Source organism: Marinitoga sp. 1154, from assembly GCF_013363285.1.
Taxonomy (GTDB): Bacteria; Thermotogota; Thermotogae; order Petrotogales; family Petrotogaceae; genus Marinitoga.
Genome location: NZ_LBFB01000028.1, coordinates 1 through 23,886 on the forward strand (window position 1 = coordinate 1; position 23,886 = coordinate 23,886).

General features: G+C 28.8%; 23 protein-coding genes. 15 read left to right on the forward strand and 8 right to left on the reverse strand.

The window, feature by feature from the left end; genetic code table 11:
* Nucleotides 1-1,498: methyl-accepting chemotaxis protein (locus XO12_RS09920; protein WP_175420216.1), on the reverse strand; the 1,498-nt coding region annotated here is incomplete at its 3' end.
* Nucleotides 1,499-1,710: 212 nt separating this feature from the next.
* Here XO12_RS09920 and XO12_RS09925 point away from each other — a divergent pair.
* Together XO12_RS09925 and XO12_RS09930 are read left to right on the forward strand one after the other, a co-directional pair.
* A complete protein-coding gene (locus tag XO12_RS09925; RefSeq protein ID WP_175420217.1) occupies nt 1,711-2,847 on the forward strand; it encodes a TrkA family potassium uptake protein in 1,137 nt (378 codons plus the stop codon).
* A gap of 8 nt (nt 2,848-2,855) precedes the next feature.
* The gene (locus tag XO12_RS09930; protein ID WP_047266634.1) at nt 2,856-3,362 is read left to right on the forward strand and encodes a cyclic nucleotide-binding domain-containing protein; all 507 of its coding nucleotides are present in this window, start codon (nt 2,856-2,858) and stop codon (nt 3,360-3,362) included.
* Between the two features lie 25 nt (nt 3,363-3,387).
* On the opposite strand, the gene udk is transcribed toward XO12_RS09930, so the two are convergent.
* The gene (gene udk, locus XO12_RS09935; protein WP_047266633.1) at nt 3,388-3,996 is read right to left on the reverse strand and encodes a uridine kinase; all 609 of its coding nucleotides are present in this window, start codon (nt 3,994-3,996) and stop codon (nt 3,388-3,390) included.
* A gap of 16 nt (nt 3,997-4,012) precedes the next feature.
* Nucleotides 4,013-4,738 (reverse strand): hypothetical protein, encoded by a 726-nt coding sequence (locus XO12_RS09940; protein WP_175420218.1) that lies wholly within the window; start codon nt 4,736-4,738, stop codon nt 4,013-4,015.
* Nucleotides 4,739-4,891: 153 nt separating this feature from the next.
* Between XO12_RS09940 and XO12_RS09945 the strand changes: the two genes are divergently transcribed.
* From XO12_RS09945 to XO12_RS10005, 13 genes are all read left to right on the forward strand, one after another.
* Complete coding sequence (locus tag XO12_RS09945) at nt 4,892-5,401, forward strand: hypothetical protein (RefSeq protein ID WP_175420219.1); 510 nt, start codon at nt 4,892-4,894, stop codon at nt 5,399-5,401.
* Complete coding sequence (locus tag XO12_RS09950; protein WP_175420220.1) at nt 5,394-6,713, forward strand: sigma-54 dependent transcriptional regulator; 1,320 nt, start codon at nt 5,394-5,396, stop codon at nt 6,711-6,713. The genes XO12_RS09945 and XO12_RS09950 overlap by 8 nt, the downstream gene beginning before the upstream one ends.
* 11 nt (nt 6,714-6,724) lie before the next feature.
* Nucleotides 6,725-8,323 (forward strand): tetratricopeptide repeat protein, encoded by a 1,599-nt coding sequence (locus XO12_RS09955; RefSeq protein WP_047266629.1) that lies wholly within the window; start codon nt 6,725-6,727, stop codon nt 8,321-8,323.
* A gap of 5 nt (nt 8,324-8,328) precedes the next feature.
* On the forward strand, nt 8,329-8,775 hold the full coding sequence (locus XO12_RS09960; RefSeq protein ID WP_175420221.1) for a hypothetical protein: 447 nt from the start codon (nt 8,329-8,331) through the stop codon (nt 8,773-8,775).
* Between the two features lie 35 nt (nt 8,776-8,810).
* Nucleotides 8,811-9,191: a hypothetical protein gene (locus tag XO12_RS09965; protein ID WP_175420222.1), complete on the forward strand. Its 381-nt coding sequence runs from the start codon at nt 8,811-8,813 to the stop codon at nt 9,189-9,191.
* Nucleotides 9,192-9,207: 16 nt separating this feature from the next.
* Entirely contained in the window at nt 9,208-10,443 is a 1,236-nt protein-coding gene (locus tag XO12_RS09970; protein WP_175420223.1) for an MFS transporter, read from the forward strand.
* A 263-nt stretch (nt 10,444-10,706) separates the two neighbouring features.
* Entirely contained in the window at nt 10,707-11,720 is a 1,014-nt protein-coding gene (gene ord / locus XO12_RS09975) for a 2,4-diaminopentanoate dehydrogenase (protein WP_047266625.1), read from the forward strand.
* A 10-nt stretch (nt 11,721-11,730) separates the two neighbouring features.
* A complete protein-coding gene (ortA, locus tag XO12_RS09980) occupies nt 11,731-12,036 on the forward strand; it encodes a 2-amino-4-oxopentanoate thiolase subunit OrtA (RefSeq protein WP_047266624.1) in 306 nt (101 codons plus the stop codon).
* The gene (gene ortB, locus XO12_RS09985) at nt 12,033-13,445 is read left to right on the forward strand and encodes a 2-amino-4-oxopentanoate thiolase subunit OrtB (protein ID WP_175420224.1); all 1,413 of its coding nucleotides are present in this window, start codon (nt 12,033-12,035) and stop codon (nt 13,443-13,445) included. Before ortA ends, ortB begins: the two co-directional genes overlap by 4 nt.
* Entirely contained in the window at nt 13,445-13,816 is a 372-nt protein-coding gene (locus XO12_RS09990) for an ornithine aminomutase subunit alpha (protein WP_175420225.1), read from the forward strand. The genes ortB and XO12_RS09990 overlap by 1 nt, the downstream gene beginning before the upstream one ends.
* On the forward strand, nt 13,816-16,011 hold the full coding sequence (oraE, locus tag XO12_RS09995) for a D-ornithine 4,5-aminomutase subunit OraE (protein WP_175420226.1): 2,196 nt from the start codon (nt 13,816-13,818) through the stop codon (nt 16,009-16,011). Before XO12_RS09990 ends, oraE begins: the two co-directional genes overlap by 1 nt.
* A 358-nt stretch (nt 16,012-16,369) precedes the next feature.
* A complete protein-coding gene (locus tag XO12_RS10000) occupies nt 16,370-17,533 on the forward strand; it encodes a MalY/PatB family protein (RefSeq protein ID WP_175420227.1) in 1,164 nt (387 codons plus the stop codon).
* Nucleotides 17,534-17,535: 2 nt separating this feature from the next.
* The gene (locus tag XO12_RS10005; RefSeq protein WP_175420228.1) at nt 17,536-18,099 is read left to right on the forward strand and encodes a TetR/AcrR family transcriptional regulator C-terminal domain-containing protein; all 564 of its coding nucleotides are present in this window, start codon (nt 17,536-17,538) and stop codon (nt 18,097-18,099) included.
* 160 nt (nt 18,100-18,259) lie between these two features.
* Here the strand turns inward: XO12_RS10005 and XO12_RS10010 are convergent, their stop codons facing one another.
* The 5 genes from XO12_RS10010 to XO12_RS11660 form a co-directional block, all read right to left on the reverse strand.
* Complete coding sequence (locus XO12_RS10010; RefSeq protein WP_175420229.1) at nt 18,260-19,963, reverse strand: oleate hydratase; 1,704 nt, start codon at nt 19,961-19,963, stop codon at nt 18,260-18,262.
* A 153-nt stretch (nt 19,964-20,116) separates the two neighbouring features.
* Complete coding sequence (locus tag XO12_RS10015) at nt 20,117-20,416, reverse strand: nucleotidyltransferase family protein (protein ID WP_047266617.1); 300 nt, start codon at nt 20,414-20,416, stop codon at nt 20,117-20,119.
* Nucleotides 20,406-20,831 (reverse strand): nucleotidyltransferase substrate binding protein, encoded by a 426-nt coding sequence (locus tag XO12_RS10020; RefSeq protein WP_047266616.1) that lies wholly within the window; start codon nt 20,829-20,831, stop codon nt 20,406-20,408. The genes XO12_RS10015 and XO12_RS10020 overlap by 11 nt, the downstream gene beginning before the upstream one ends.
* 11 nt (nt 20,832-20,842) lie before the next feature.
* Nucleotides 20,843-22,159, reverse strand: a complete 1,317-nt coding sequence (locus XO12_RS10025) for a TldD/PmbA family protein (RefSeq protein WP_175420230.1) — start codon at nt 22,157-22,159, stop codon at nt 20,843-20,845.
* Complete coding sequence (locus XO12_RS11660) at nt 22,156-23,544, reverse strand: TldD/PmbA family protein (RefSeq protein WP_047266614.1); 1,389 nt, start codon at nt 23,542-23,544, stop codon at nt 22,156-22,158. The genes XO12_RS10025 and XO12_RS11660 overlap by 4 nt, the downstream gene beginning before the upstream one ends.
* Nucleotides 23,545-23,886: the final 342 nt, after the last annotated feature.

The window sequence follows — 23,886 nt, forward strand, 5'->3', positions numbered from 1 at the left end:
TTACTTCCTGCGATATTTCTACTGCATTACTTGATACGTTTTGCGCTGCTATTGATACTTCATTTACTCCTGAGGTTAGTTCTTCTGTTGTCGCTGCTGCATTTTCTGCATTTTCTTCTATTGCTCTTGCTTTTTCCTGTGCTTCTTCGTTTGCCAACATTGTCTTTTCTGCTACTTTTCCTAATACCTCCGATGATTCTTCTATTTTATTTCCCGCTTCTAATAACCATTTTACTGTTTCTCTCAGGTTATTTGACATGTTTTGCAATGACTTCGCTATTATCGCTGTTTCATCTTTCCCTTTTGATTTGAATTCTACTGTAAAGTCTCCTGTTGCAAATCTGTCTACTTTTTTGCTTAATTCCATTAATGGTTTTGATATTTTTCTGGCAAATATTATTGATATTATTATCGATATTATTAATATTATTATTGAGGTTATTATCAACACTATTTTTATCTTTTCTGATGCTGAAAATGCTTCTTTTGTCGATACTTCTGATATAAATGCCCATTTTATTTCTTTGTATTTAAATGGCGCATATGCCACTATTACTTTTTCACCTTTGTAATTTTTCCCTATTTCCCATCCTGTTTCCCCTGATAATGCCTTTTCTACATAATCTGTTTCTACTTTTTGTTTTAATATCGTTTCTTCTCCTGGTAGATTGTTTCTCATTATTTTATCTTCACTTACTATGTATGTTTTTCCTGTTTCTCCCATGCCGCTTTTGTCCTGAAGAAGCTTATCTATCTTACTTATAGGAATTCGGAATATGAGATATCCATATAATCCAAAATCTTCATCTTCTACTTTTACGCCAGCAAAGAATCCGATTCCACCTAAATATTTTCCTATTTCAGAAAAATGTACATTATTATCATTTTTTTCTTTTAATAATTTATAAAGTCTGGATAATATAGTATTTTCATTATTTAGGTCTGTAGCAAAATCATCATATTTACTTACAGAATATACAACCATCCCTTTTGGAGATATGAGTAACATATCTTCATAACCTTTTATATTTATAAATTCTCTAAAGTCCATTTGTAGTTCTGAATGCAAAACACTATAATCATAAAATATACTCATTATATTATCTTCAAAATTTTCTTTTTTGAAATTTTCATCATAGTAATAATCATATAATTGTGACTTATCTTTATAAGGGTTATTTTCAATATAAATTTTTCTTAATGTTGTTAGTATAGTATTCATATTCATAGAAGATTGGAAATCTTCCATTAAATTGGAGGAGGTAAAGAAAGCGTCCTTTATTTTTTCAAAGTTTTTGATATAAGTTAAATCTGACTCAGCCTCTTTTAATAGTGTATCAATAAAATCCATTTTCAGATTTTTCGCTACGATTAACTTCTCCAAAAAACTGTTTTTTAAAGAGTTTTGAGAATTCGAAATACTTATTGTAAAAAAAACGACTAACACTAAAGATACAATCACTACAAATAAAAGAAGAATCTTTCCCTGTAATCTCATTTTTTTACCTCCAATATTTTTTTCCAAATTATTATATCACATGATATATTAATTTTCAAAAAAGATAAAATTGGTACTTTCTTTTAATTTAGTTTTTTCAAGTTTAATTAACTAAAGAAAATACAATTATTTGAATATTATAATACTAAATGATATAATATATATGAATTATAAATTATAAAATTGTAAACTCATGAAATTCAGGTGAAATTATGAAAATAAAAAATATTTTTAAGGATCCGATAAATAAATTACTTTTATTAATTTTTATTTTTTTGCTCATTATAGGCTTACTATTATACATATCAGAATTTGGGAAAAATCCTGATATTAATTCTCTATTTGATGCGTTCTGGTGGCTAATTGTAACTATAGCAACAGTTGGGTATGGAGATATAGTCCCAAAAACAATTATAGGAAAAATTATAGGAATAATAATTATAATGCTTGGAGTTACGCTATTCTCACTTATTTCCGGTAGCATTGCATCATTATTGGTTGAATGGCGAATAAAAGAAAGGAAGGGGTTGGGGAAAGTGAAATTTAAAAATCATATTGTTATATTGGGATGGAATAATCATCTTGAAAAAACACTTGAGGCTATGAATAAATTTATAAATCTTGAAGATTATCATATAGTTCTGGTAAATCAAGCTGATGAAGAAGATTACGAAAATTTTAGATCCAGATTTGCTGACTTAAATATAAAATTTATACATGGTGATTTTACTAAAGAAAATGTTTTAAAAAGGGCAAATATTTCACAGGCAAAACATATTATCATATTATCAGATACTTATGGTGGAAAAAGTCTGGAAGAATGTGATGAAAGAACATTAATAAGCATTTTATTAATAAGAACACTTAATGATACTGCAAAAATATATGCAGAGGTTGTAAAGGAAGAGAAAGCCAAGTATGTTTTAAGAGCAGGTGCTGATGATATAATTTTAGGAAGTGAATTTAATTCTATATTATTGTCTTCAGCATTATTATCTCCTGCTTATCATATGTTATTAAGAGAAATAGCATCATTAGAAAATATGAGAGTAAAATTAATTTCTATTCCAAAAACATTTATAGGCAAAAAGTTTAAAGATTTTTTTGATTATATAAAAAAAGAAGAACATGCTTTAGCTATAGGATTGGTGAGCATGAAAAAAGAATTTACTATAAATGATTTTTTATCTTCAGATAGTTCTATAGATAATTTTATAAGGCAGAAATTTGAAGAGGCTGAAGAAGATTTTTTTGATGAAGAAAAGAAAAATGATTATGATTTAAAGTTAAACCCTGAGGATACATATATAATTTTTGAAAATGATACTTATGCATTTATAATAAAGTAGGTGAAAAAATGGAAGAATTTTTGAAAAATATATCCTTATTTAAGGAATTAACCGATGAACAATTAAATGAAATTTCTAAAATTTTAAAACCTATTAATTTTAAAACAGGAGAAATTATAATTTCTGAGGGTGAAAAAGGAGACACCATGTATATTTTTAAAAAAGGTAAGGTCCAAATCACTCATCAATTGACCTTAAAAATTGGTTCTCACCATTGGGAAGAGAGTGAGAAATCTATGGCTATTTTAGATGATAAAAAAATCAGTTTTTTTGGAGAAATGTCGCTCGTAACCGGTTCTCCTCGTTCTGCTACAATCAAGGCTATTAGTGAATGTGAATTATATGAAATATCAAAAAAGGATTTTGAAAATCTGGCGGAAAAAAGACCAGATATTGGATATAAAATAATGAAAGAAATTGCATCAACATTAAGCTGTAGAATAGAAAATTTAAATGAAAATATATTAAAATTAACAACTGCTTTGAGTATTGCTTTATCAAAAAAGAAGAAATAAAAACCAAGATGTTAAAATAGTAGTTCTATTTTAACATCTTTCTGAAAATATAATTAACTACAACCTGAATAGCTTTTTCATTGAATCCTCCTTCTGGAATAATAATATCCGCATACTTTTTTGTTGGTTCAACGTATGCGTCGTGCATAGGTTTTACAGTATTTGTATATTGATTTATTACAGAATCGAGATCTCTTCCTCTTTCTTTTATATCTCTCTCAAGACGCCTTATAAATCTTATATCATTTTCTGTATCAACATATATAGCAAGATCATAAAGATTTCTCAATTCTTCGTAATATAAAGCAAATATCCCCTCAACGATTATTATCGGTTTTGGTTCAAAGCTCATTGTACCAATCCTGGTAAATTGGGAAAAATCATACTCTGGTAAATCAATAATTTTACCATTTTTTAAATCATTAATATGCTTAAACATCAATTCGTTTTCAATCATGCTTGGATGATCATAATTATGCAATTTTCTTTGTTCAAGAGTTTCATGGCTTAAATCTCTATAATAATTATCCATTGGTAATATTTCACAATTTTGTGTTCCCAATGTTTCTCTTATTTTATATGCGACAGTTGTTTTTCCTGATCCTGTGCCACCAGCAATACCAATAACGTACATGATTAACACTCCCTACTTATTTAGATTTTTTGAAATTAAATTTAAATCCTAAAATTATATATATAATTGAAAAAACAATTATTGTTATTAATTCAATATCACTAATATTTGTATTATGTTTTAATAAAGTGTTTTCTCCAATTTTTAGTGAAAGAGAATATTCTAAAGCGTATAAAGTAAAAAATCCGGCAATAGCTGAAGAAATAAGTATTGTCAAAATAGATACAACGTTATCGAAACTTTTAGTAATTAGTATTGATACTATTATTCCAAATATTATGACAAAAATCCAGGGTATATATAATGTATCTATGTTTTTTAAAATGTTTAAACTTTCAAAAAATCCAGGATAAAAATTTGAAATAACGCCATAGATTTCTATTCCAACAATACCGCCTAATATAAAACCTGCAATTTGTGCAGAAGATTTAAAGAAAGTATAAGTTAAAATACCAATTATAACAGAGAAAATCAAAAAAGAAATTTCCTGTTTTACTTTTATCTGATTCAACAATTTATTAACAAAATCGAATTGTTGTAAGTATGGAATTATAAACACATAACTGCTTAAAAAACCAAGAATAAAAAAAATGACTTTTGAAACTTTTTTCGCAAAAAGCACAGAAATTAAAGATACTGGAAGAATTATATACCAGGAATTTGAATATGAATATAAAATCTGTAAAGATTCTGTACTTTGTTGGACAATATTTGATAGCGTTGACGCTAAAGTTTCTTCCATATTTATCACCTCTTCAAAAATATTCATTTTTGATAATAACAATATTATACAGTTTATTATATATTATACCATATTAAAAATATTATAAAAAAGTGCTATAATATTTATAGTAGTAAAGATATAAAAAAGTTATATTTTTAAGGAGGTTATAAAATGGAAAACCCTTTAATCGCAGCAATGATTCAATTCGCTATTTTAGGTACAGCTGGTGAGATAGTTGCAAAGTTGCTAATAAAAAGCAAAATTTCAGTTTTTAAAGTCATTTATTCAGCTATAGTTTGGGCGATTTTGGGAGTAATTATAAAATTTGCATTCACAGGATTTAACGGATTTGTCAAGGAATTGGTTGAACACAATTATTTGCCGTCAGAAAAAATATATCAGGCTTTTTTTAAATCATTATTTACAAATGCTTTTTTTGGACCGTGGTTAATAATAATTCATAGATTTCTGGATAATCTTCCAAAATTCAAAATCCCAAAAGATGGATTAAAAGGTGCATTATTTACATTATTATGGTTCTGGGTGCCTGCTCATACAGTAACTTTTTCTTTGCCTGTAGAATGGCAAATTACATTAGCTGCCGTTTGGAGTTTTGTTCTTGGATTAATTTTGGGTATTTTTGCAAATTTAAAAAAACCAAAGGAAGCTGAAAATGTTTAAAATTTTGATAATTGAAGATGATAAAATTTTAAATAAGACAATGTGTGATTTTTTAAGTAAATTCGATTATAAAACAATATGCGCAATGAGGGGATTGGAAGGCCTTGATATGGCTAAATCGGAAATCCCTGATTTAATTATTTTAGATCTATTTTTACCAGATATAAATGGAATGGATTTGATTGATAGGCTGAAAAAATATACCGAAGAAATAATAGTAATTACTGCTCATGGCGATATTGGAGATGCTGTAAAAGCCATGAAATTAGGAGTATATAATTTTCTTGAAAAACCGGTAGATTTAAAAGTTTTAATTAATGAAGTTAATAGAGCATTAGAGACTATTAAATTAAAAAAAGAAATTAAGGAGTTAAAAGATAGATTAAATGAATATCCTGAATTAATAGGAAAATCAAGATTTATCGAGCAAATAAAAAATAAAATAAATTTAATTGCGGAAAAAAATATTCCTGTGTTAATAACAGGTGAAAGTGGTACCGGTAAAGATATTATAGCTCAAATAATACACAAAACCAGTAATAGAAAAAAATTTGTTGCGGTAAATTGTGGTGCAATTCCGCCTGAACTATTTGAAAGCGAATTGTTTGGATATGAAAAAGGTGCTTTTACGGGTGCTGAACAGGAAAAACCTGGAAAATTCGAACTGGCACATAATGGAACATTATTTCTTGATGAAATTGGCGAATTGCCTAAAAACATGCAGGTAAAGTTGTTAAGGGTTCTTGAAAATAAAGAAGTAGAAAGGATTGGATCTACAAAATCTAAAAAAATTAATGTTAGAATCATAGCCGCTACTAATAGTAATCTTAAAAAAATGGTTGAGAATGGTGAATTCAGAGAAGATTTATACTTTAGATTATCAGTTTTTCAAATTGAAGTAGAACCTCTTAGAAATCATAAAGAGGATATACCTCTTTTGGTAAATTATTTTATACATAAAGCCAATGAAGAATTTGGAACTAAAATAAAGGGTATAAATCCAGATGCATTGGAAATTTTAAAAAAACATATATGGGTTGGAAATGTTCGAGAACTTAAAAATGTTATTTATTCAATGGTTGCAGTGGCAACAAAAGATATATTGGATAAATCATTTATTCCAGAAAATATAAAAAATAGTGAAGATATTGAATATGTGAAAATTCCTATTGGACTGAGACTTGAAGAAGTAGAGAAAAGGTATATACAAAAAACTCTGGAATTTACAAATAACAATAAAACACAGGCTGCTAATATCCTTGGAATATCAAAAATGACATTATTTTCTAAATTAAAGAAAATGAAAAATTAAGGGGGGATTTTATGTCTGAAGAAAAAGAAAAAAAACAGGAAAATTTAGATTTAAATGATTTATTAAATGATGCTGATAAAATCAATGATTTAATGGATTTAGAAAATTTAGAAAGCAATACAGAATCATCAAATCTGGAAGATAAAAAAATTGAAGAAAATGTTGAAAATTTGGAAGATCTGGAATTATTAGATAATATTGATGTTTCGACAGTTGAAAAAATGGCTGAAAATCTAGATAAAAGCTTGGAAGATACAACTAAAGAAGAAGTAATTCCTGATGATGAATTACATGAGCAGGAAGATATTTCCGAATCTACTATAACAGAAAACCCTGAAATAACGCCTTCAGTAGAAGAAGAAAACATCCCTGAATTGGAATTAAATGGAAATATCGAAAATGCTTCCGAAACACCACTTGAGGAAGTAGCGCATATTGCTGAAACACCTAAGCAAGAGGAAGTTTCCGAATCTACTATAACGGAAAACCCTGAAATAACGACTTCAGCAGAAGAAGAGAACATTCCTGAATTAGATATTGATGAAAATTCTGAAATCACACCTCAAAATATCGAGGAGGAAAATACATCTCAAGTTATAACTGAATCAACACAACTCGTCAATGAAAATGAAGCTACACAAAAAACAGAAGATGAATTAATTATGCCAGATATTAAAATTACAGATTTAGTTCTGGATGAAAAATTAAAAATGTTTGAATCAAGGTTAAATAATAAACTAAGTGAATATGAAAAAATCATAGAAAATTTAAAAGAAGAAAATAACGAATTAAAAAATAAATTAAAATTATATAATTCAAAATTTGAAACAATGGAAAGAGCTTTTATTTCTTTATTAAAAAATATGATATCTGTAGCTTTTGGAGATACTTCAGCTCTATTTAATGCTTTAATAGAAATGAAAAATCACATGCAATTTTCCAAAAAAAATATTACATTTTTAATTACATTAACAGAAAATTTAAAGAAGAAAATTCCTGAACAAAATCATTATGTGATATATCATATTCTGGGAAATTTACATACAGAAGTTAAAAACTACAGTGAAGCCGAAAAAGCATATCTCAGAGCGCTGGATTTCTGCGAAAATAATAAATCCACTGACATGCAATTTAATACTTCTGTTATTCAAAATAATCTGGGTACTATGTATGCGGAATTGAAAAAAGATGATTTAGCAAAAAAATATTTTGAAGTGTCCTTAAAGATCAGACGAAATTTAAAAGAAAAAGTTGATGGAAAATATGATATATATCTTTTTTACTCTTTAAATAACCTTGGAAGCTTAGAAATGCGCTTAGGAAATTTAGAAAGCGCTGAAATTTATTTGAATGAAGCTTTTTCAATGTTAAATGATAAAATACCTTCAGAAGATAAAGCTATGCTTTTATTTAATTTAGGAATATTATATCAGGAAAAGGTAGAAGATGAAAAAGCCAGAAAATATTTTGAAGATGCTTTAAAATTATATGAAAAATTATACGAAGATAACTCTATAAAATATATGAGAAGCTTGAAAAAGACTATAGAGAAATTGTCATCATACATTCCAGAGCTTAAACAAAAATATCAATGGGTATTTACGGAGTGATTACGTTGTCTGGACTAACTATTAGAATTAATGAAGTGTTTATAAATGGAATAATTAATAAATTAATTGGAGATAACGTACATAGAATAAAGAAATTAAATGTAAAAATGACAGATACAAAAATTCATTTTCAGTTTATAGCTAACCTTTTTAACAAAGATGGATTATTTGAATTTTTAATAGAGATAAAAGAGATCCCCTACACTTTAACCAATGGATATTTAAAATTTTCAATTTCTGGAGACGATGGAATTAAACGTATAATTGAAGGAATTATATATGTTTTTTCAAGATTTATAAATGGAATTGCCATTACTAATAACGAAATAAGTATAGATTTATCAAAAATAGAATACAACGAAAAATTAAAATTGTTATTAGAATCACTTAAGTTAGATAGTTTTGAAATCAAAAATAGCGAACTTTTATTAAAATTAAAATATATAGAATAGATAAAATACGAAAATACAAGTATGAAGGTGCAAAAATGCTGGAAATAAAAATAGATAAAAAAATGATAATGGATTTATTAAATAAATTTATAAAATATACTTCATCAGATTTTATAAGAAAAATTTTTAATGCGTCCACAAAAATAAGTTTTAAAGAAAATTCTATAGAAATTAAAGTATTTCTTCTTAAATATTATATAAAAATTCATAAAATACCTTTTACCCTTTCAGGCGTTTATGAATTCGAGCATAATTTACCCATATATTTGATAAATAAAAAAAAATTACCTCAAAATATATTAATAGACAAAAATAAAATATATATTTATATTAAAGAAAACTTTTTTACTAAAAGCGCTTATATAGATACATTTGTATTTGATAACGATAAATTAATAATAAAATTAAAATTATAATTTCAGGAGGGGAATAATGACAAAAACAGAAAAAAGCTGGGTTATGTATGATTGGGCGAATTCCGCCTATTCTCTTGTTATAACTACTGCTATCTTACCAATTTTCTTTAAAGAAGTCGCTGCAAAAGGGGTTGAAAATTATTTGTCAACTGCTTATTGGGGATATGGAAATACTTTTGCTACGATAATTGTAGCTCTATTAGCTCCTATTCTTGGAACAATTGCCGATTACAAAAATTTCAAAAAAAGATTTCTTACATTTTTCTGGTTAATTGGAATAATATCAACGATTTCTCTGATGACTGTCAATGAAGGTGACTGGCTGAAATGTATAATTATATATGTTTTTTCGGCTATTGGGTTTGCTGGTGCCAACATATTTTATGATTCTTTTCTGGTTGATGTAACCACAAACGAAAGAATGGATTGGATTTCTTCAAGTGGATTTGCATGGGGATATATTGGTAGCACAATTCCATTTATTATAAGTATGGCTATTATAATGAAACCTGATATTATAGGAATATCAAGCACATTAACAGCAACGAAACTTGCATTTTTAATTACAGGATTATGGTGGGGAGTATTTACATTACCTTTATTAAAAAATGTGAAACAAATTCACTATATTGAACCATCTAAAACACCAATAAAAGATAGTTTTAATAGAATCTGGAAAACATTTAAAGAAATAAAAAATTATAAAAATATATTTTTATTTTTAATAGCTTATTTCTTTTATATTGATGGTGTAGGAACTATTATAAAAATGGCAACGGTATATGGGAAAGATGTTGGAATAAGTAGTACTCAGCTATTACTTGCACTATTCGCAACTCAGGTTGTCGCTTTTCCTTTTGCATTAATTTACGGTAAACTGGCTCAAAAATTCAATGTAAAGATTATGCTATTTGTAGGAATAATTGTTTATTTTATAATTACAATATATGGATATTTTTTAGATTCGGCATTTGATTTTTGGGTACTTGCAATGTTGGTGGCTACTTCACAGGGGGGGGTTCAAGCATTAAGCAGATCTATGTATGGTAAATTAATTCCTAAAGAAAAATCGGCAGAATTTTTCGGTTTTTATAATATATTTGGAAAATTTGCGGCAATAATAGGTCCATTTTTGGTTGGATTTTTTTCTCAAATTACAAAAAGTTCAAGATTTGGCGTATTGAGTATTTCTATATTATTTATAATTGGTGCATTGATTTTAATAAGAGTAAAAGAAGAAAATTATATATAAAAATGAGACGCATAGCGTCTCATTTTTTTTAAACTACTTAAAAAACATAAAATTAATTGATTATAACTATTTATACTTAATTGTTTTGAGTATGCTCGTTTATATATAAGTATGTTTGAGTATGCGTATTTGACTATATGAAAAAAATTTCATAAAATTAATATGTATAAAATTACAACTTTAAAAAAAGAACATGAAAAAAAGGAATCTTTTTTGTTATGAAAATCACAATAAATTTAATATTTTTTAAAGGAGGCGTTACTATGTATAGAGTAGCATTATGGGGATTTGGAGCAATGGGAAGTGGTATAGCAAGAAATATAATGTCAAAATATGAATTAGAATTGGTTGGAGTTCATGATACAAGATATGTTGGTAAAGATGTTGGTGAATTATTAGAAATTGGGGAAATAGGTTTAAAAGTTTATGACTCTCCAGAAAAAATGCTAGATGAAACAAATCCTGATTTAGTAATTATTGCTACAAATTCTTTTGTTGAAGTAGTGAAAGAACAAATTATTATAGCTGTAAAAAAACATATTAATGTAATTACAATTGCTGAAGAAATGGCATATCCATTTTATACTCATCCAGATGAAGCAGAAGAAATGGATAGTTTAGCCAGGAGATATGGTGTGTCCATATTGGGAACAGGTATTAATCCAGGATTTGTATTGGATACATTAATTTTGGCTTTATCTGGTGCTGCACTCAATGTAGAACAAATAAAAGCGGCAAGAATTAATGATTTATCTCCATTTGGTCCAACTGTTATGGAAACACAAGGAGTCGGAACAACTGTTGAAGAATTTGAAGAAGGAATTAAAACAGGGAAAATCGTAGGACATATTGGTTTTGAACAATCAATATATATGATAGCAGATGCTTTGGGATGGAATATCGATAAAATTGAACAAACAAGGGAACCAATAGTATCAAATGTATTGAGAGAAACTAAATATGTCAAAGTGGAACCTGGAATGGTTGCTGGATGTAATCATATAGCAAGAGCATACATGAATGGAAAATTAGTTATTGAATTAAAACACCCACAACAAGTAAGGCCAGAATTAGAAAATGTTGATACAGGAGATTATATAGAAATCATAGGTGATCCAAATTTGAATCTATCAATAAAACCTGAAATCCCTGGAGGAAAAGGAACAATTGCTGTTGCAACAAATATGATTCCATCTGTAATAGAAGCAGAATCTGGATTATTATCAATGGCGGATTTGCCTGTGCCAAGAGCATTAATAGGTGATTTAACATTATAGGAGTGATGAGATGATTGCTAAAAAAAATGATTGGGTTCAAATATATTTTATTGGGTTATCTCCAGAAAAGCGAGCTAATAATCTTCCAGAGGATACCAAACGTGTTCCTCTGGAAATACGTATAAAAGGTTTTTTATTGGCAGATAAAGCAAAAATAGGAGACGAAGTTGAAATAGAAACTCCTGTTGGAAGAATTGTAAAAGGAAAACTTGAAGAGATTTATCCAAAATACAAACATAATTTTGGGAAACCTGTAATTGAATTACTACAAATTGGAAAACAATTAAGAGAAATGATCGAAGGTGATCAGGAATGAATGATATGAGTTATGATTCAGTAATGGTAAGAAAAAATGAAATAATGAAAAAATCTGTAGGTGTTGATTATACAAAATATGAAATAGAAGGAATTGCTTTTGATTATGAAGCAATGATGAAAGATGCAGGATATACAATTGATGAAATAAAAAAAATACAGCTGGAAACAGGTGTAGGAAATACACCATTGGTAGAACTAAAAAATATAAATAAATTGATAAGAAAATTAGCGCCAAAGGGTAAAGGAGCAAGGATATTTGTAAAGGATGAAGCGACAAATCCTTCCGGATCTTTTAAAGACAGAAGGGCTTCAATTAGTGCATATAGAGCAAAAATAATGGGATATAAAGGAATTATGGCAGCAACAAGTGGTAATTATGGTGCTGCTGTTGCTTCTCAAGCCTCAAAAAGAGGTTTAAAATCGATAATTGTTCAGGAATGTTATGACAGTAAAGGGATTGGACAACCAGAAATATTAGAAAAAGCAAGAGCCTGTGAAGCGTATGGAGCTGAAGTTGTTCAATTAAGTGTGGGTCCTGAGCTATTTTATTATTTTTTAGTATTACTGGAAGAAACAGGGTATTTTAATGCATCATTGTATACACCTTTTGGAATTGCAGGTGTTGAAACACTTGGATATGAAATAGCTGAGCAATCAATAAAACAATTCGGAAAATATCCTGATGCTGTAGTTATCACACATGCTGGTGGTGGAAACTTAACAGGAACTGCAAGAGGGTTAAAAAAGGCCGGTGCTGAAAACACAAAAGTGATAGGCGCGAGTGTTGATTTACATGGATTGCATATGGCATCGGATAATGACTTTAATAAAAAATCATTTACAACAGGTCACACAGGATTCGGAATTCCGTTTGCAACCTTTCCGGATAGGTCAGATGTACCAAGAAATGCAGCAAGACCTTTAAGATATATGGATGAATACGTTTTAGTAACCCAGGGTGAAGTATTTTATATAACAGAAATGCTTGCAAATATTGAAGGGATGCAAAGAGGACCAGCTGGGAACACTTCATTAGCTGCAGCATTCGCGTTGGCTATGGAAATGGATGAAGATCAAATAATAGTAGTTAATGAAACCGAATATACAGGTGCTGGGAAATTGCCTTCTGCACAATTAACTTTTGCAAAGGAAAATGGAATTGAAATAAAATTCGGAGATCCAATAAATGAAGATATTCCTGGTAAAAATATAGTATTGCCTGATCATCCATCAAAAATAAAGGTAATAAAATACCCATTAGAAAAATTAAGAAAGTCATATATAAAAGAATTAAAAAAACGTTATGGAAAAAAAGACTTCACAAACAATGAATTGAAGTTTATAGCAGAGGACCTTTCTATATCAATTGAAGAAGTTAAAAATCTCATTAAGGAGGTTATCTCATAATGGAGCCAAGAAAATCTGATTTTGAAGAAAGAGCAAAACGTCTTAAAAACATGACAGATGAAGAATTAGATAAATATTTCTGGGAATTAGTAGAAAAAGTTGTAGATCCTTTAATTGATTTAGCTTCTACACATACATCACCTTCTGTTGAAAGATCTGTATTACTCAGAATGGGCTTTAATAGCATGGAAGCGAAAGCTTTAGTTGATAAATTCTTCGAAAAGCATATATTGGGAAAAGGTGCAGGAAATATTGTATATACAATAGCAAAAGAACATAATATAGATTATATACAAGCGGGAAGAGATTTAATAGCAGGAAAATTTTGGGACGATGTAGATAGAATTTTTGTTCATGGAGGCGATAAATAATGAAATTAGAGCCTAACAAAAAATTAAATGTAGAAGAAATATTAAAAGATTTAGATAAATATAGACCAAAAAGAAAAGGATGGACCTGGAGAAAAAAGTTACCTCCAAGAACAAAAATTGGTAATTTTGAATATTATGAGATTAGTGAACCTTTAAAAAATTTTGTTGCATTACCAGCTGCCCATTACTTTAACAATATAGATCCTCAACCTCAAGAAGTTATAACATCAGAAATTGCATCTGGTAGATTTGAAGAAGACATTAGAAGAATGAGAATGGCTGCATGGCATGGTGCAGATCATATAATGGTTATCAGAACATTAGGCCAAAGCCATATGGATGGGTTAATAGAGGGAACACCAGAAGGAATAGGTGGAATTCCAATTACTAGAAAGCAATTAAGAGCTTCAAGAAAGGCCCTTGATTTAATAGAAGACGAGGTTGGAAGACCTATTAATTTTCATAGTTATGTTTCTGGTGTTGCAGGTCCAGAAGTTGCAGTATTATTTGCTGAAGAAGGGGTAAATGGAGCGCATCAGGATCCTCAATATAATGTATTATATAGAGGAATAAATATGATTAGATCATTCGTTGATGCTGCAGTCGCTAAAAAAATAATGGCATCAGTTGATATGTTACAAATTGATGGGGCTCATAATGCAAATGCATCAGCAAAATTCGCATGGAAAGTTATGCCAGAATTATTGGTGCAGCATGCTATTAACTCATTATATTCTGTTAAAGCAGGGATGAAAAAAGAAAATATTGCGCTATCAACAGTTCCTCCAATTGTATCACCAACTCCGGAATTTAGATTAAACTTTATATATGCAATAACAATAAGAGAATTATTTAAAGATTATAAATTTAGAGCTCAAATGAATACAAGATATATAGAATCTGATCTCTTTGACGCAACAAGAATACATGTGCTTGACACATTAATTTCTAGATTAACAAAAGCAGATATACAATCAACAATTACACCAGACGAAGGGAGAAATGTACCATGGCATATTAATTCAATACGTGGTGTAGAAACTGCAAAACATACATTAATTGCTTTAGATGGAATTAAAGAAATGGTTCAGATAAATTGGGATAATGTAAGGGAAAAGGTTAGAGAATTAAAAATGAGAGCAATATTAATGTTAGAAGAGATAGTAGAAATGGGTGGATATTTCGAAGCAGTTGAAAATGGAATGTTTGTTGATAATGGTGAATATCCAGAAAGAATGGGTGATGGTATTGTTAGAAAGAAAGATGGAGGTATAGGAGCAGGTTCAGTTGTCCCAAGAGATAAAGACTATATGGCTCCAGTATGTCATCATTTTGGATATAATAATCTTCCAGAAAATTTAGAAAAACCATGTGATTTAATAAATGGATGTACATTATGTAATCCAGACAAAATACAATATATTGATGAACTTGATGAAGAAGATAATGTATATAAGAGATTAAACAAAATAAAAGAATATAGAGAAAATAATTTAATAAAACCAGAAGTTGAATGGAGTTATGATGGATATATACAACTTGATATGACAATTCCTGAATCACCAGAATATGCAGAAGCAGCAGCTCTTGAAATATGTAAAAGAATGGGTTTAGAAGATGCTCAGGTAATTTCAAAAACAATACTTCATCCAACAGAGGCAACATATATTGAGTTAAAAGCTAAAGTGCCATTTGCTATAAAAAAAGATGAATTAACATTACCTAAAAAAGCAGAAGTAATGTCAGACGATGAATTATTTGAATTCTTTGCTAAAAACAAAGTAAAAGTTGTAGCAGGAACAGTTGGAAATGATGAACATAATGTTGGTATAAGAGAAATACTTGACATAAAACATGGCGGAATTGAAAAATACGGTATAAAATATGAATATCTTGGCACAAGCGTTCCACCAGAAAAACTTATAGATGCTGCAATTGAATTTGGTGCTCAAGCGATTCTTGCTTCAATGATTGTTACACATAATGATGTCCATGTTGAAAATATGAAAAAATTACATCAACTTGCAATAGAAAAAGGTGTAAGAGATAAAATACTATTAATTGTTGGCGGTACTCAATTAAATGATGATTTAGCAAAAGAAAATGGAATGGATGCTGGATTTGGAAGGGGAACAAAAGGAGCACACGTTGCAACATTCATCGCTAAAAAATTGAAAGAAATGCTGGGAGATTAATATTAGACTCCTCTGCACATTGCAGAGGAGTTGTTTTTTGCAATTTGAACCATATACATCAAAATATGGTATAATTTATTATAATAACAAAATTAATAAAATTAAAAATACGATGTCCAAAAAGTAAAGTTGCTCAAACCTTGATTGTTAATCCTCAAAAATAGCTCATTCTCGCCGGTCGTATCAGACTCACATCCATGTTCGGCTTCACTCAATTTTGCATCCGTGCAAAATTGACCGGCTTTATTCACTATTTTTTCGGACAATCTGCGAGTTTTCGCTTGCTTTACTAATTGGACACCCTATTAAAAATAAAAAGGCAAATTATCCAGATTTGTTAAAAGCAGGAGGAATTTTCATGAAGTATATCGATAGAAAAAACACAGATTCTATAAAATGGGACTGGTATGAATGGAATAAACATATTTTTATAGAAAAAGATGTTTTACCAATGTGGGTAGCTGATATGGATTTTGAAGCTCCTAAAGAAGTTATACATGCATTAAAAAAAAGAATAGAACATGGAGTATATGGGTATACTTTTGAGCCAGTTGATTTAAAAGATAATATAATAAATTGGTTAAAATATAAACATAATTGGGAAATAAAAAAAGATTGGCTATTATCCATGCATGGCGTTATTCCCGCTTTAAATTTCTCAATTCAATTATACACAAATCCAGGAGATAATATTTTAATTCAAACTCCAGTTTATCCGCCGTTTATGAGTTCAATAAAAAATAATAATAGAAAACTTTTAATTAATGAATTAAAATTAGAAAATAATCATTATGAAATAGATTTTGATGATTTTGAGAGAAAAACAAAAGAATCTAAGATGTTTATATTATGTAGCCCTCATAATCCTATAGGAAGAGTGTGGAAAAAAGACGAATTAGAAAAAATGGCAGAGATTTGTCTAAAAAACGATGTCTTAATTGTATCTGATGAAATACATGCTGATTTAGCTTTTTCTAATTCTACCCATATTCCTATAGCTGCATTATCAGAAGAAATAGCAGATAATACTATAACTTTAATGGCTCCAAGTAAAACTTTTAATATAGCAGGATTTCATTATGCTTTTGCTGTAATAAAAAATATAAAATTAAAAAATAAATTTAAAAACTGGATTAAACAAAGCGGATTATTTTTACATAATATAGCTGGTTTAGTTGCAGCAAATGCTGCTTACAAATACGGAAAAAATTGGTTAATAGAAACTATGGAATATATCGAAGAAAATTATAAATTTGTTAGAGAATATTTTGAAAAAAATATACCTGAAGTAAGAGTAATAAAATCAGAAGGAACATTTTTAGTTTGGTTAGACTTTAGAAAATTAAATTTATCTCAGGATGAATTAAAAGATTTACTTGAAAAAAAAGCTAAAATTGGTTTAAATAATGGAATTACTTTTGGAACTAACGGAGAAGGATTTATGAGAATGAATATTGCAACTTCAAGAGAAAATATAATAGAAGCGTGCAGAAGAATTGAAAAGGCTATTAAAGGAGAATAAGTATGTCTGAAATAACAAAAAAAGCTTTAGCAAATTCATTAAAAAAATTAATGAAAGAAAAACCTTTGTCAAAAATAACCGTTAATGATGTAGTAAAAGATTGTGGGCTAAATAGAAGAACATTATATTATTATTTTCATGATATTTATGATTTATTAGAATGGATTTTCATCACAGACATATTAGAAGCTGTTGGAGAAAATAAACATTATGAGAACTGGCAAAAAGGATTTTTAAATCTTTTATATTATTTAAAAAATAACAAAAAAATTGTTTTAAATGCATATCATTCAATAGATAGAGATCGTTTGGAATTACATTTGTATGATACAGTTGCTAAATTTATTTATGATGTTGTTGAAGAATTATCAAAAGGAATAAATGTTTCAATTGAGGATAAAAATTATGTTGTGAAATTTTATGAAATAGCCCTTACTGGGATGATTATAGATTGGATAAAAAATAAAATGGATGAGGACCCGGAAATATTAACTTACAAATTAAATAAAATTATTGAAGGTGACATTAAAAGAGCATTAAAGAAATTTGAAAAAAGTAGAAGGTGAAGATGGAAAAGTATATACAGAAACGCAAATAGGAGGAAGAAAGAAATGGAATAAAATTACATATATGTTTTATAAAAACAAATTTTGAAAATCCGTTAATGATAAAACAATAAACCGAGGTTTTTACCTCGGTTTATTGTTTTATTTACCTCAATCTATATTACATTAAATCTTCAAGTGATGTATCTTTTAAAAGCTTTTTTACAAAAAATTCTCCAGGTAAAGGTTTTCCACTATATAGAGTTTTAGTTGCATTTATTACATGTCTGATATCATATTTACTTGGATAAATTTCAGGAACTTTCTTATCGAGATTTAATAATTTATAAACGGCTATAATAGCAGAACGCACAGAATATTCTACAGTAAATACACAATCATTTTCTATTTCTACAAATTGTCCTAAGAATGCCAAATTAACGCTTCCTTCTGGTACAACTTCTGGTCTATCTCCTTTTACACGTGGCATAAATTGACTCGTAATATGTGGCATCATTGCTGGAATTACAATTGCACTATCCACAATTTCTTCCATTAAATCTCCTTCTACACCAAGATGATATAATAATTCTCTTAATAATTCTTCGCCAGTACATTCGCTCATCTTTTTCTTTATATAATTACCTTCATTGTCTGGGAATAAACCATATGCCCATAATACCAAGACATTATCTGGTTGGTTTGCAAAATGTGGCTGTCTACTACATGTAACACTCATTAACCAATTTGAATCTTTTATTGTTACAATACCTCCTGTTACAACTCTTCCAGAATATGGATCTCTTCCTGTAAGATCTCTAAGAACATCTGCCATTTTTGAATCTTTAAATGTCATTGTAAATGATTCCCATTTTGTTTTGTCAATGTTTTCATAAAAAACTTCTGGCCTTCCAAATGCAGGATCTTTTGCAGCTATATTTTTCCACAAGCTCCATACAGGGCCTAATTCTGTATTTAATTCAGGAGCTTTATCCATGCTACCTAATGTCGAATTTTCTGTCATTGACCCGTTTATTACAAATACTAAATCATCCCTTGTTGTTTTTATATATTTCTTTTCTCCATTTTGAATTAGATGTATCCCAGTTACAACTTTTTCTTTTTCTGTTATATCTATATCAAGATCTATAACCTGTGTGTTATTTACAAAATTAACTCCATGTTCTTTTAGCCATCTTATTAATGGTATTACGAAAGAGTCATATTGATTATATTTTGAGAATAAAATATCTCTTAATTCTGTCATACCAGGTAATAGATGAATAAATCTTTCCATATATCTTTTCATTTCTACTACACTATGCCAATTTTGAAATGCAAACATACTTCTCCATAATAACCACATATCTGTTTCTAAAAATGATGGATCAAAAAATTCTTCAACAGTCATTGCTCCCAAATCTTCTTCTTTCATTAAAAATAGCTTTGTCAATTGTTTTATATGTTTTTCTTCTAACCCTAGTGTTTTAACGGGTACTCTTTCACCACCACTTTTAATTACCCTTTGGGCTGATACGTTGGGATCCCAGTCATTTATTTCTTTCATTTCATCCAGTACTGTTTTGTTTGGATCTTCAAGTGATGGAATATCTGCAAACATATCCCAGGTGCATTCATAATGTTCTTCCATTTCTCTACCGCCACGAATGATATAACCATTTTCTGGATCACCTATACCATCTAATGCACCACCATTTATATCTTTTCTTTCGAAAATTGTAATATTTTTTCCATCCATATGACCGTCTCTTATTAAATAAAATGCTGCTGCTAAAGATGCTATACCTGAACCTACAAGATAGGCTTTTTTATTTTCGATTCCTTTTGTTTTTTTTGGATTGTATTCTCTTTGATAAACGCTCATCCTTCATAACCTCCTTCAAATTTTTCTGACATGATTAAGTATAACCCTTTTTTTTATGTTTGTAAATAAACAAAATTGCCAATATGTGCAAATTTGCAACATATTTGGCAATTTGTGAAAATATAAAAATAAAAATATAGCGACACAAAGTCGCTATATTTTTATTTTTATGCAATTATTTAATATAATATTTTTAAAACTTTTGGAAGTTCTTTGCCAATCAATGAGATCAACTCTAAAAGGCAAATCCGAATCCTGAAAATCTTCTTCAATTTCAAACAAAGTTGTTAAATCTAACTTTTTTCCACAATCAATAGCAATATCAAGATCTGAAGATTCATTTGATTTACCAGTAATTCTGGAACCAAAAATTATTATTGTGCAATTACATATATGTTTTTTTAAAATTTCTATAATTAAATTAAAATATTCCTCTTTAATATCAAAAGTCATTTTTTTCTTTAAGCCTCTCTAATAAAAATTTAGCATCATTTATAAATTCTTTTGATACTTCAAAAACTTCTTCTGCAATTTCAATATTATATGTGTGAGACGTTAAATTCCTATATTTATGGTATTTAAACCATTTTTGAACATTATCTATAAGTTTATTTTCATAACTTAATCTAAAGAGTTCTTTTCTTGGTATGCCATCTACATAAATTTTTCCTATATTTTCTTCAAGCCATCTTTTCATAAATTTCCAACATAATTCATATGTAAATTCAAAGTTCTGTATAACTCCAGCTTTAATTCCATATCTAAATGTTACATCAAGAGATTCCATAAATTCATTATCATTTGTTTTTTGTATAAGCGTATCCAGAGAATTTATAGCTTTTTCAAGACTGCTAATATCTAATGCCATAAAAATCTCTCCTATTCATTACCAGCAATATCTATTTCAGAAACAATAACAGATGGCGAAATTGCGCCTCCAAATGAAATCCACATATCATTTCCAATAGCTTCAATATTTTTTAAAATGTTGAGAAAATTACCTGAAACTGTGATTTGTTCAACACCACCAACAATTTCTCCATTTTCTACTTTTAATCCCTGTGCTCCTAATGAGAATTCCCCTGAAATTGGGTTAGCTCCAGAATGCAATCCTTCTAATGATGTAATAATTATTCCATTATCTAATTTTTTTATTAATTCATTAAAGTTTAGTTCTCCTGGTTCAACTAACAAATTAATTGGAGCAATTCCTCTTCCTGATGCATTGCCAGTTGATTCCTTTCCATCTTTTTTTGCTGTCTTTAAATTATATAAAAATGTTTTAAATTTCCCATTTTCTATGATATTCTTTTCCTTTGTAGGAACACCTTCATTATCAAATGCGGCATTTGACAATGATCCTTCATAATATGGCACATCTTTTATTTTTAATATATCACTACCTATTTTTTCTCCTATTTTTTCTTTTAAAGGTGACATATTTTTTTGTGCGTTTTCTGCAGAAATCATAGGTATTAACATAGTAGATATTAGTGATGCAAACTCATCTTTTCTAAAAATTACTCTATATTTTCCGCTTTTAACAGATTTAGCCCCGATTTTTGCTTTAGCTTCTTCAACTGCTTTTTGACTTATTTCTTCAACATTTAAATTTTCCGGTTTTGTTGTAAGACCATACCAAAATCCTGATCTCGGAGATTTATCTTTTGCCACTACTGAAATATATGCATATCCACCGTCACCTTTATATGATTTTTCAAGGCCTAAAGTGTTAGCCATTGAAACCTCCGTAACCTGATGGCCTAATACAGTCATAGGAACCATCATTATACTTTCATCTTTTGAAGCTATTTCATGCATTTTATTTAATTTTTCCATTTTTTCTTTTACACTTAATTTTTCAAATTCTCCATAATATGATTTTATATCAGGATATTCGCCTTTACCATCATAAAAAAAGTTTTCCTCTTCTGAATCAATTATTTCATAATTTGTTATTGCTTCTTCCAACAATCTTTCGGGAGCATCAAAAATTGTAGTTGAAGCGGATCCAATTTTCCCATTTTTCAATACTTTTAAAGAGATTGAACTATTATTTGCATCTTTGTATTCATCCATATTTCCATTGGCCAGTCTTATTGAAAATTCGTAATTTTTAGAATATGTTATTTGAGCTTCAAAACCTTTTTCTTTTGCTAATTTAAATACTTTATCTTTAAATTCATTATATGTCATTTATTTCGCCCCCCAACAATTATTTCAGAAACCCTTATAGTAGGTTGTCCAACATCCGCTGGAATACTACCAGAAATAGATCCACACATTCCCTGACCTCTGGCTATATCATTTCCAACCATATCTATTTTTTGTATTATTTCATATCCTTTTCCTATTAATGTTGCACCTCTAACTGGTTTTGTTATTTTTCCATTTTCTATTAAATAACCTTCATTTACAGCAAAATTAAATTCTCCTGTTGAAGGATTTACAGATCCTCCACCCATTCTTTTTGCATATAATCCGTATTCTGTGTTAGCAATAATTTCTTCAGGATAATTATCTCCAGGCAAAATGAAAGTATTAGTCATTCTCGATGTTGGAGCAAATGTATAATTCTGCCTTCTTGCACTACCTGTTGGTTCCATATTCATTCGTCTTCCGCCTAATTTATCTATCATATATCCTTTTAATACGCCTTTTTCTATTAACAAATTTCTTCTTGTCGGTGTTCCTTCATCATCTATATTTGTTGAACCCCATGCATTTGGTATTGTTCCATCATCAACAGCAGAAACGCATTCTGCAGCTACTTTTTGTCCTAATTTACCAGCAAAAACAGATGCACCTTTTGCAACAGAGGTTGCTTCAAGTGCATGGCCAACAGCTTCGTGGAAAATAACTCCTCCAAATTCATTTGCAATTACAACTGGCAATTTCCCTGCAGGTGCAGGTTCTGCTTTTACCATTTTCACTGCAGTTCTTGCTGCTAACTTACCTGCTTCCTCTACATCTATTCTATCGAAAAATTCAAACCCCATGCCTGCTCCTGGACCATAAAATCCCGTTTCCATTACTCCATTATCTTCAGCTACTGCTGAAATCATTAACCTTGTTCTAACTCTATTATCTTCTGCAAAAACACCTTCTGAATTTGCAACCAAAATATTTTGATTATATTCCCAATATCTAACAACTACTTGTTTTATCAAATCAGAATAGTTTTTCGCTGAACTATATGCTCTTTTCATAACATCAACTTTTTTCTTTTTTGTTATATCTTCAGGATATAATAATACTACATGCTTATTGTCAAATTTCTTTTCTGTTAGATTTAAAGTTAAATCCTTTATTTTTATTTCGCCAAGAGCTTCTCCAACTCTTTTTGCTACATTTAATAAACTTTCCCTACTTAAATCATTTGTGTATGCATATACTGCTTGAGTATTTAAAAATCCTCTTATACCAACACCAAAAGTATTGCCAGATGATGCATTTTCTAAGTCTCCATTTTTCATTTCAAATGTGTTGGTATATCTTTTTTCTACAAATACTTCAGCAAAATCTCCACCGTATTTTAATACGGTCCTGATTACTTCATTTACTAATTCCTTGCTTAACACTATTTCACCCCCGAAATTGTCAGTTTAATAATATTATATCACATTATCATATAATTAGCAAAGCTAATTATATGATAATTATATATATTCAAATCATAAAGGATTGATGTGCAAATTAGCGAAGCTAATTATATGATTAAATATATAGATATATTTAAGTTTTAATATGTTTATTAATAGAAAGAGTGTCTTATTAATAAAGCTAATTAATAATTCTCAAAAAACTTTTCAAATGTATTTATTATATAATTAATCATTTCATTTGTAATACCAGGATATACACCTATAAAAAATGTATTATTCATTATAATATCAGTATTTTTTAACTCATTATGAATTTTA

Coding starts and splice junctions, on each gene's coding strand:
- XO12_RS09925 (WP_175420217.1), top strand. CDS start 1,711: ATGAAAATAAAAAATATTTTTAAGGATCCGATAAATAAATTACTTTTA.
- XO12_RS09930 (WP_047266634.1), top strand. CDS start 2,856: ATGGAAGAATTTTTGAAAAATATATCCTTATTTAAGGAATTAACCGAT.
- udk (WP_047266633.1), bottom strand. CDS start 3,996: ATGTACGTTATTGGTATTGCTGGTGGCACAGGATCAGGAAAAACAACT.
- XO12_RS09940 (WP_175420218.1), bottom strand. CDS start 4,738: ATGGAAGAAACTTTAGCGTCAACGCTATCAAATATTGTCCAACAAAGT.
- XO12_RS09945 (WP_175420219.1), top strand. CDS start 4,892: ATGGAAAACCCTTTAATCGCAGCAATGATTCAATTCGCTATTTTAGGT.
- XO12_RS09950 (WP_175420220.1), top strand. CDS start 5,394: ATGTTTAAAATTTTGATAATTGAAGATGATAAAATTTTAAATAAGACA.
- XO12_RS09955 (WP_047266629.1), top strand. CDS start 6,725: ATGTCTGAAGAAAAAGAAAAAAAACAGGAAAATTTAGATTTAAATGAT.
- XO12_RS09965 (WP_175420222.1), top strand. CDS start 8,811: ATGCTGGAAATAAAAATAGATAAAAAAATGATAATGGATTTATTAAAT.
- XO12_RS09970 (WP_175420223.1), top strand. CDS start 9,208: ATGACAAAAACAGAAAAAAGCTGGGTTATGTATGATTGGGCGAATTCC.
- ord (WP_047266625.1), top strand. CDS start 10,707: ATGTATAGAGTAGCATTATGGGGATTTGGAGCAATGGGAAGTGGTATA.
- ortA (WP_047266624.1), top strand. CDS start 11,731: ATGATTGCTAAAAAAAATGATTGGGTTCAAATATATTTTATTGGGTTA.
- ortB (WP_175420224.1), top strand. CDS start 12,033: ATGAATGATATGAGTTATGATTCAGTAATGGTAAGAAAAAATGAAATA.
- XO12_RS09990 (WP_175420225.1), top strand. CDS start 13,445: ATGGAGCCAAGAAAATCTGATTTTGAAGAAAGAGCAAAACGTCTTAAA.
- oraE (WP_175420226.1), top strand. CDS start 13,816: ATGAAATTAGAGCCTAACAAAAAATTAAATGTAGAAGAAATATTAAAA.
- XO12_RS10000 (WP_175420227.1), top strand. CDS start 16,370: ATGAAGTATATCGATAGAAAAAACACAGATTCTATAAAATGGGACTGG.
- XO12_RS10005 (WP_175420228.1), top strand. CDS start 17,536: ATGTCTGAAATAACAAAAAAAGCTTTAGCAAATTCATTAAAAAAATTA.
- XO12_RS10010 (WP_175420229.1), bottom strand. CDS start 19,963: ATGAGCGTTTATCAAAGAGAATACAATCCAAAAAAAACAAAAGGAATC.
- XO12_RS10015 (WP_047266617.1), bottom strand. CDS start 20,416: ATGACTTTTGATATTAAAGAGGAATATTTTAATTTAATTATAGAAATT.
- XO12_RS10020 (WP_047266616.1), bottom strand. CDS start 20,831: ATGGCATTAGATATTAGCAGTCTTGAAAAAGCTATAAATTCTCTGGAT.
- XO12_RS10025 (WP_175420230.1), bottom strand. CDS start 22,159: ATGACATATAATGAATTTAAAGATAAAGTATTTAAATTAGCAAAAGAA.